4 protein-coding genes are annotated in these 7,391 nt (G+C 70.6%); 1 reads left to right on the top strand and 3 read right to left on the bottom strand.

The window, feature by feature from the left end:
• Window positions 1-3,654: amino acid adenylation domain-containing protein (locus ACFY2Z_RS14725; protein WP_390744546.1), on the bottom strand; the 3,654-nt coding region annotated here is incomplete at its 3' end.
• 171 nt (window positions 3,655-3,825) lie between these two features.
• Entirely contained in the window at window positions 3,826-5,205 is a 1,380-nt protein-coding gene (locus ACFY2Z_RS14720; RefSeq protein WP_390744545.1) for an MFS transporter, read from the bottom strand.
• Between the two features lie 467 nt (window positions 5,206-5,672).
• On the opposite strand from ACFY2Z_RS14720, the gene ACFY2Z_RS14715 reads away from it, so the two are divergent.
• Entirely contained in the window at window positions 5,673-7,016 is a 1,344-nt protein-coding gene (locus tag ACFY2Z_RS14715; RefSeq protein ID WP_390744544.1) for a helix-turn-helix domain-containing protein, read from the top strand.
• 90 nt (window positions 7,017-7,106) lie between these two features.
• Here the strand turns inward: ACFY2Z_RS14715 and ACFY2Z_RS14710 are convergent, their stop codons facing one another.
• Window positions 7,107-7,274 (bottom strand): hypothetical protein, encoded by a 168-nt coding sequence (locus ACFY2Z_RS14710; RefSeq protein ID WP_390744543.1) that lies wholly within the window; start codon window positions 7,272-7,274, stop codon window positions 7,107-7,109.
• Window positions 7,275-7,391 lie beyond the last annotated feature (117 nt).

Raw genomic sequence — 7,391 nt, 5'->3', positions numbered from 1 at the left:
CGACGTGTAATACACCGAGATCAGATTCCCGCCCGTGATCCCGGCATCCGGCCCCACCACAGCGGACTCCGACAACATGCCCGCACCACACTCCAACGCCGTGATGCCCTGCTCCTCGGCGAGCTGACCCGCCCGTGCCGTGTCCACGCACACCAACGACGCGCCGGCGTCCGACAGAATCCGCACCACACGGCCCACCGGCAGATCAGGATCCAGCGGCACAAACGCACCACCCGCCTTCACGACGGCCAGCAACACCACCGCCATCTCCACCGACCGGCCCATCCACACACCCACCGGCACATCAGCCACCACACCCGCAGCACGCAACCGCACCGCCAGGTGATTCGCCCGACCCACCAACTCCCCGTACGACAACACACCCTTCGCATCCACAACCGCCGGCACCCCACCGGCACCCACCGCCACCACATCCACCAACTCGGGCAACAGACCACCCGGGAACACGACCTCCTCACCCGCACCGGCCGAGGGGCCCACGTCGGGCGTCGGACCGGAGTGGCCGTCCGTGTCGGTCCCGGTGAGCAGCTCGATCAGGTCCACCGGGCGGTCGGGGTCGGCGATGGCCGCTTCCAGGAGCGCGACGTACTGGGCGACCATGCGCCGCATCGTGTCCTCGTCGAAGAGCGAGGTGGCGTACTCCCAGATGAGGGTGATCCGGTCGTCGTCGGGATCCTCGTCCTGGCCGGTGCGCTGCTGGGCCCGCGGCACCACGACGATGTTGAGGTCCATCTTGGCCGAGCCGTTGTGCCGCTCCAGGACGGTGCCCTCGATCCCGCCGAAGCGCAGGTCCGGCACGGCGGCGTTGTGGAAACTGAACATCGCCTGGAACAGGGGGTTGCGCGACGGGTCGCGGGGCGGTGCCAGGGTCTCGACCAGGCGGTCCAGCGGGACGTCCTGCCAGTCCGCGGTGTCGACGAGGACGTCGTGCACACGGCTGCGGAGTTCACCGAATCCGGGTGAGCCGGAGGTGTCGAGGCGCAGCGGCAGGGTGTTCACCACCATGCCGAGCATGCGTTCCGTCTCGGCGAGCCGTCGGTTGGCGGCTCCGGTGCCGACGACCAGGTCGGTCTGCCCTGTGTAGCGTCCCAGCAGCGCGGCGAAGCCGGACAGCATCGAGGAGAAGAGGGTCACTCCGGCCTGCTGGCTGCTCTTTCGGAGCGCGCGGCTCAGTTCGGTCGGAAGGTCGATCCGCAGCGCCGCTCCGCTGAACGAGTGGGCGCGCGGGCGGGGGCGGTCCGTGGGCAGGTCGAGGATGAACGAGGCGCCGTCCAGATGACGCTGCCAGTAGTCCAGATGACGGGTGAGGACGTCGTCCCGCATCCAGCCCCGCTGCCAGGCGGCGAAGTCGGCGTACTGGATGGCGGGTTCGGGCAGCGGAGAGGGGCGGCCTGCCGCCAGCGCGGGGTAGATGGCCCGGATCTCGTCGAGGAGGACCGCGAACGACCAGCCGTCGTGTACGAAGTGGTGCTCCACCTGGACGAGGGTGTGGTCGTCCGGGGCGTGCCGGATCAGCAGCCATCGGGCGAGCGGCGGGTCGGTCAGTTCGAAGGGACGGCGGATAGTCTCCCGGACGAGTTCCTCGGTGCGGCGCTCCCGCTCGTCGGAGGGTAGGTCGCGCAGGTCGACGACCGGCAGGTCCACGGGCCGCGGCGGGCGGACCTCCTGGACGGGCACGCCGTCGACGGTCGAGAACGCGGTACGGAAGATCTCGTGGCGGCGCACGATCTCGGTGAGCGTCGCCCGGAAGGCGTCCGCGTCGAGGGGGCCGCGCAGCCGGATGGTGGCCTGCGCGTTGTAGGCGAGGTTGCCGGGCGAGAGCTGTTCCAGGAACCAGATGCGTTCCTGTGGGAAGGACAGCGGCAGCGGCTGGTCCCTCGGTGCCCTCGTCACGGGCGGGAGCGGCGGGGCGCTGTCGGCGTGGCCGCTGAGCGCCTCGGCCATGCCGGCGATGGTGCGCTCCTCGTAGATCCGCGATATCGGCAGCTCGGTGCCGAACTCGGTGCGGATCCGGGCCGCGAGCCGTCCCGCGAGGAGGGAGTGGCCGCCCAGCAGGAAGAAGTCGTCCTGGACCCCGATGCCGTCGACGGCGAGCAGTTCGCCGACCATCTCCGCCAGTCGGCGTTCGGTGTCGGTGCGTGCGGCGGTGCGGTCGCCCGCCAGGCCCAGGGAGTCGCGGTCGGGTGCCGGGAGCGCGGCACGGTCCAGCTTGCCGTTGGGCGTGAGCGGCAGACGTTCGATGACGACGATCGACGGCACCATGTAGTGCGGCAGCCGCCCGCCGGAGAACTCCCTCAGGTCCAGGGCCTCGGTGCCGGGCGCCACGGCGTAGGCGAGCAGCCGGTCCTCGTCGCCGACGCGGCCCACGACGACCGCGGCGTCCTGGACCTCGGGGTGTTCACGGAGTACTCCGGCGATCTCGTCGAGCTCGATGCGGAAGCCGTTCAGCTTGACCTGGTCGTCGCTGCGGCCCTGGAAGTCGAGTTCGCCTTCGGGCGTCAGACGGACCAGGTCGCCGGTGCGGTAGGCCCGTTCGCCGGGGACGTCGGGGTCGGGCACGAAGCGGTCGGCGGTCTGGGCGGGTCGCCCGATGTAGCCGCGGGCCACGCCTGCGCCGGCGATCACCAGCTCGCCGGTCGCTCCGGGCGGCACCGGACGCATCTCCTCGTCCAGGACGTGCAGGCGTACGCCGTCGATCGCGCGGCCGATGACGGGCCTCCCGCCGCCGGGCAGGGTCCTGGCCAGGGAGGCCCAGACGGTGGCCTCGGTCGGGCCGTAGGCGTTGAACATGGTGCGGCCGGGGGCCCAGCGGTCCACCAGTTGCGCGGGCAGGGCCTCACCGGCACAGACGATCGTCTCCAGGTCCGGGAGTTCCATCGGGGGGACCATCCCGAGCACACTCGGCGGCAGCGTGATGTGGGTGATCCGGGTGTCCTCGAGGAAGTCGCCGAGGCCCGGCCCGTACAGCACGTCGCGGCGGGGCGGCAGGACGAGGGTGGCTCCCGAGCGCAGTGCCATGGTCAGCTCGAAGACGGAGGCGTCGAAGCTGGGCGAGGCGAACTGCAGGACGCGCTTTCCGGGGCGCAGCCCGAACGGTCCGACCTGCGCCTCGGCCAGGTTGGCGAGTCCGCGCTGAGTGAGCGTCACACCCTTGGGCCGGCCGGTGGAACCGGAGGTGTAGATGACGTACGCCGATGCTTCGGGGGTGAGCTGGGGCAGCGCGGCCGGGCCGGTCCGCTCGGCGCTCGTCGGATCCACCAGGGGCACGTCGAGGTGCGCGAGCCAGTCGGGCGCCGTGCTGTCCGCGATGACGAGCAGGGCACCGGAGTCGCGGATCATGTAGGACAGTCGTTCGCGGGGGTACGACGGGTCCAGGGGCAGCCATGCGGCGCCGGACCGGACGACCGCCAGTACCGCGGCGACGAGGTCGAGCGAGGGCTCCATGAACACCCCGACCGTGGCCTCGGGCCCCGCACCCGAGTGCTGCAGCCGGGCGGCCAACTTCTCTGCCCGCGCGTCGAGTTCGGCGTAGGTCAGGTGCTGGTCGCCGAGCTCGACAGCCGGTTCGTGAGGCGTCGCGGCGACCTGGTCGAGGAACGCGTTGAGGAAGAATCCGGAATCTGCTGGGGCCACGGAAGTCTCCATGAGGACGTGACAGCTGGGCGGTGACCGGACAGGGACGGCCGGTGCGGCGGCCCGGGTACGGGGGCGGCCGACGGCCGACTCGCTGTCCGGCCACCCTGATCGGCGGACGCGGGCGGACGTCCGGCTTCGAGTGGTCGATCATCGAGCGGTGATGTCACGCTAATCGCGGCGTCGGCGCCGAATCGGCACTGCGGGAGGCAGTGTGGAGGCACTTTCGAGGCCGCGTCGTGCCTCTCGGTCGCCCTGGTCGGCGTGCTGTGCCGCGCGTTTGAGTACGGGAGAGGGCAGCAGCCAGAGGAACGCGGCGAGGGCGCCGACCGCCCCCGCCCACAGTGTGGTGCGCGGTCCGAGCGGGCCCGCGAGGACTCCCGCGGCGAGCGCCGCGAGGGGCCGTGTCCCGAGGTTGACGGACTGATAGGCGCCGAAGACGCTCGACCGCATGGCGTCCGGGACCGCGGAGGTCAGGATGGTGGCCAGGGCGATGTCGAGCCACATGACACCGATCCCCGATCCGAACTCGGCCGCGAAGAGCATCGTGAGAACCACCGGGCGGGGCCCGGTGGCGGCCGGTATGAGCAGCATGGGGGCGGGCATGGCGAGGCATCCGAGGGCGAACGTCCGGCCCACGCCGATGCGCCGCGCCAACGGCGTGGCGAGGGCGGCCCCGAGCAGCGCGCCGCCGGCTCCCGCCCCCAGCACCAGGCCGAGCAGGCCCGGGTTGAGGTGGAGTGATGTGGTGGCGTAGAGGACGAAGAGCGTGGTGACCATGAAGCAGCCGAAGTTCACGGTCGCCGTCGCGGCGAGTGCGCTCCGGATGACGGGCGAACGCACGATGAAGCGTCCCGCGGCGCCCAGCCGACCCCGCTCCTTGGGTGCCGGTGGCGGCTCGGCCGGAGTGATCCGGGACAGGAACAGGGCGGACACCAGATAGGACAGGGCGTCGGCGAGCAGTGCGAAGGGCGCGGACAGCAACTGCACCGCAAAGCCCCCGGCACTCGGCCCGACGACCTTCGACATGGCCCGGCTGCCGCTGGTCAGCGCATTGCCCTGGACGTATCCGGCCGGTGGGACAAGAGCCTTGAACAGCGGGGGGTTGCAGACCTCGAAGAACACCGACAGCGTGCCGACGGCGAAGGCCACGGCGTAGAGCTGACCGAGCGTCAATCTGCCGAGGGCGTAGGCGAGCGGGACCGTGGCGAGCAGCGCCGTCCGGCCCAGATCCGCGGCGATCATCACCCGGCGGCGGTTGGCACGGTGATCGGCCCACAGTCCTGCGTACAGCCCGAACAGCAGGTTGGGCAGCCATGCGGCCGCTCCGAGAAGTCCCATCCGGGCCGCGTCGGCGTGCACCACGGTGACCGCGATGAGCGGGAGGGCGAGGGCGGAGACCTGGTCCCCGAGGCGGGAGACCGTCTGTGCGGTCCAGTACCGGCGGAAGGCGGTGTCCCGCAGCAGGCCGGGCAGCCTGTGGCTGACCCGGCGTCGGAGCACCGCCGCGGTGGGGCGCGTGGCGGCGCGGTCGGGAGCGGACGCGGTCATGGATGGGCCTCCTGGTGATCTTCAGGAGCAGACAGGGAAAGTCGGACTGAGCAAGGGGCGTGTGGGCCAAGTCGCCCGGGTGGACCGGGTACCGGCGGCTGAGCGAGGGGCGGGCGACCGTGCGCTGCGCGGGTTGCCGAGCGGCCTGGTCACGCTTGCGCCTCTGAGCCGGAGCAGACCGGCCCGGCAAGAACCGGGAGTCGCGATCAATGCGACACGCCGTCATCACTACGATGATGACTGGAATGTTATACCGTTAGTCAGTACACTCGGAAAGCTCCGAAGATCATCACCCTCCGGTCAACAACTCGACTCGGCGACCCACCCGAAGATTCCGCAGGTCAGACGGGCAACGAATATCAGGGTGTATCGGAGGGAACACGACACCAGCGCCCATATCGCCCACGGCCCGGGAAAGCCCCCGCCCGGGTTCTGTTTCCTTCAGGCCTGTCAAGTGAGGAGTCACAGTGACCGAGAACGAATCCCTGGGTTCACGCATCCGACGACTCCGCAGGGCGGCCGGACTCTCGCAGGAGGCCCTGGCGCGGCCGAACCTGTCCCCCAGCTATGTCTCCCTGCTGGAAGCCGGGAAGCGCATCCCCTCGGACGAGGTGATGGCCCAGCTCGCCGAGCGGCTGGGCTGCGATGTCGCCTATCTGTCGGGGCCGATCGCCAAGCCGGACGTCATCGGCCTGGAGGTGGAGCTGCACTACGCGCAACTCGCCCTGCGCAACGGCGATGCGGCCGCGGCCCTGACGACCTTCACCGAGCTGCGCGGCAGGCTGTCGGCCACCGAGCACAGGGACCTCTTCTTCTCCGTGGAGCTGGGCATCGCCCAGTGTCTCGAACACAAGGGAGACCTGGAGGAGGCCGCGACGCACTTCGAGTCGCTCCGCCGGCTGTGCACGACGGAGGGGCGGGGCACCGTGGACCAGTTGAGCATCGTCATGTCCCTGTGCCGCTGCTACCGGGAGCTGGGGAACCTGTCCCACGCCATCGAGGTCGCCGAGGACGCCCTCGCCGAGGCCGAGGCCGCGGACCTGCCCCCCACGGTCGCCTACCTCGAACTGCTGTCGACCCTGATCGGCGTCTACAGCGAACGCGGCGATCTGCACCGCGCCAACTTCCTCGCCTCCCAGGCGATCAGCCGGGCGGAGATCATCGCCGACCGCCGGGCACTGGGGGGCGCGTACTGGAACGCCAGCGCGGTGCTGCACCGCCAAGGCCGCTCGAACGAGGCCCTGGCACTGATCAAGAAGGCCGTCGCCATCTACGCGGAGGGGGACGACGAGCGGGCCCTGGCCCGCGTACGCAACGCGCACGCCACCGTCCTGCTGCAGTCCGAGGATCCGAACCCGGAGGCGGCCAAGGCACTGCTCGAACAGAGCGCCGCCACACTGCGCTCCCTGGGGAGCAGCATCGATGTCGCCTATGTGGAGACCGCGCTGGCCCGGGCCGAGGTCATGCTCGGCCGGCCGGACAGCGCCATCGAGCACGCCCAGCGGGCCCTGGACCTGCTGGGTCCGGAGCACCGGCTCGAGAGTGCGCGGGTCCAACTGGTCCTCGCGGCCGCGCATCTGCTGCGGGACGACCACGAGGCGGTGCAGGCAGCCTACGAGCGCGGCGCCCTGCTGCTCGAAGCCTCGGAGGCGGGGCGGCAGGCGGCCTTCGCCTGGTCCGAACTGGCGGAGATCCTGGAGAAGAGCGGCGAGAGCGAGCGGGCGGTGTGGGCCTACCGGCAGGGCATGCGGCTCATGGGCCACCGCAGCACTCTGATCTCCGCCACGCCCCAGGAGGCAAGGCAGCACTGACCCGCACCGTTCCGCCCTTTTCCCAGAGCGCCCCATAAGTCCTCTTGTGGGGCGCTCTGCCGTGCTCCCGGTACATGGACCGGTCCGGCCTCAGCAGCACAGCGGGAGATCGTCGCTCCCCGCGGTGCCGTTGCCGGCCAGGACGACACGGGAGTTCGCCGACGCGTCGGAGAAGGCGGCCACGCCGGCCGTGGCGCCTCCCGCCAGCAGGGCGAGGGACGCCAGGAAGAGAGCAGCAATCTTGCGCACAGCGAACACAGCGAACACCTCTCGTTCGGCACGACCATCTGCGGCCAAAGCGGTTTGACAACGAAGATCCTGGCAGCCCTTGACTCTGTTAGTCAATAAATCAAGGACGAGGTCAAAATGGGCCCA

Source organism: Streptomyces sp. NPDC001222 (assembly GCF_042896945.1).
Classification (GTDB): domain Bacteria; phylum Actinomycetota; class Actinomycetes; order Streptomycetales; family Streptomycetaceae; genus Streptomyces; species Streptomyces gibsoniae.
This window is presented reverse-complemented; position numbering and strand designations above follow the sequence as displayed.